The 1,201-nt window shown below is 41.4% G+C and carries 1 protein-coding gene; it reads right to left on the reverse strand.

The features are described 5' to 3' along the window. The coding region (locus ASJ81_RS13135; protein ID WP_338037529.1) for a PAS domain S-box protein at window positions 1–1,161 on the reverse strand (1,161 nt) is incomplete at its 3' end. Window positions 1,162–1,201: the final 40 nt, after the last annotated feature.

Here is a 1,201-nt window from a genome sequence, read left to right on the forward strand (position 1 = left end):
TGGATCAAAAAAGAATAACAGGAGAAGGAAGTGAAGCCTGAACCGATGACCAATGAAAGCTTGTCTAACCGTTTCATCCTTGAACGTCTCAGCCTGGAGGTCCAGCAGGGAAGAGATTACCTGTAAGTTGTTTTTGATTCTATGATGAATTTCCTTTATCCGGGTTTTTTCGAGTTTTATTAGAGCTTCTTCTGCTTTTTTACGTTCAGTAATGTCCTGAACTGTTCCGCTCAGTCGAATCGGAACATTCTCATTATTACAAATAACTTTGATATCTTCATGAAGGATACGCTCTACTCCATTAGATCGGATTATTCTATATTCAGCGTCAAAGAACTTTTCATTTAAAGCTTGTTTGACTGCTTCAATTAAATATTCACGTTCATCCGGATGTACACAGCTCAAAAATACATTGTAGTCGACTCCGAATTCTTGAGGCTCAAACCCAAAAATACGATAAACCTCATCAGACCAGCGTACTTCCCCGGTTTCAATATTACGACACCAATTTCCAATATGAGCAATCTCTTGAGCTTCTGCAAGACTCCCCTCACTTTCTTTTAATGAATTGTAAGCAATTTCCAGCTCTTCTGTGCGTTTTTTAATTTTTTCTTCTAAGCTATTGCAGGCTTTTTTAAGGGCTTCCTCTGCTCGCTTGCGGTCGGTAATGTCCATAATCATGGTCAGTGACCCAGCATATTTTCCGTGGTCATCGAGTAACGGACTGGAGGAAAGAATGCACCACAGGTCCGATCCATCCTTCCGGGTAAACCGGTAGTCGATTAAGTGGTCAACTTCCGGCATATACCCACGCAGTTTATTGTCCGCCCCTGCGTTAAACTCTGAAGATATGAACTTTTGAGGTGATTGTTTCAGGATCTCCTCTATACTATATCCCAGCATTTCAGATGCTTTCTGGTTGACAAAGACGGTTCGATTGTTGTGATCAGTTAGCCATATCCCTTCCTGCGAAGTTTCCACAATTTGCCGATACTTTGCCTCACTCTTAAGCAGTGCTTCTTCTACCTGTTTGTGTTTAGTAAGTTCTATTTTTAGATTCTCTATAAGGCGGGAGTTTTCCAGGGCTAATGATACTAATGAAGCAAGCTGCGTCCCAAAACTAATATGGACGTTACTAAATGCAAAAGTAGATGTAACTATTCAGGGTATAGTTAGCGGCGCTCCTTTGAGCGCCGCGAGA

The organism is Methanosarcina spelaei, assembly GCF_002287235.1.
GTDB lineage: Archaea > Halobacteriota > Methanosarcinia > Methanosarcinales > Methanosarcinaceae > Methanosarcina > Methanosarcina spelaei.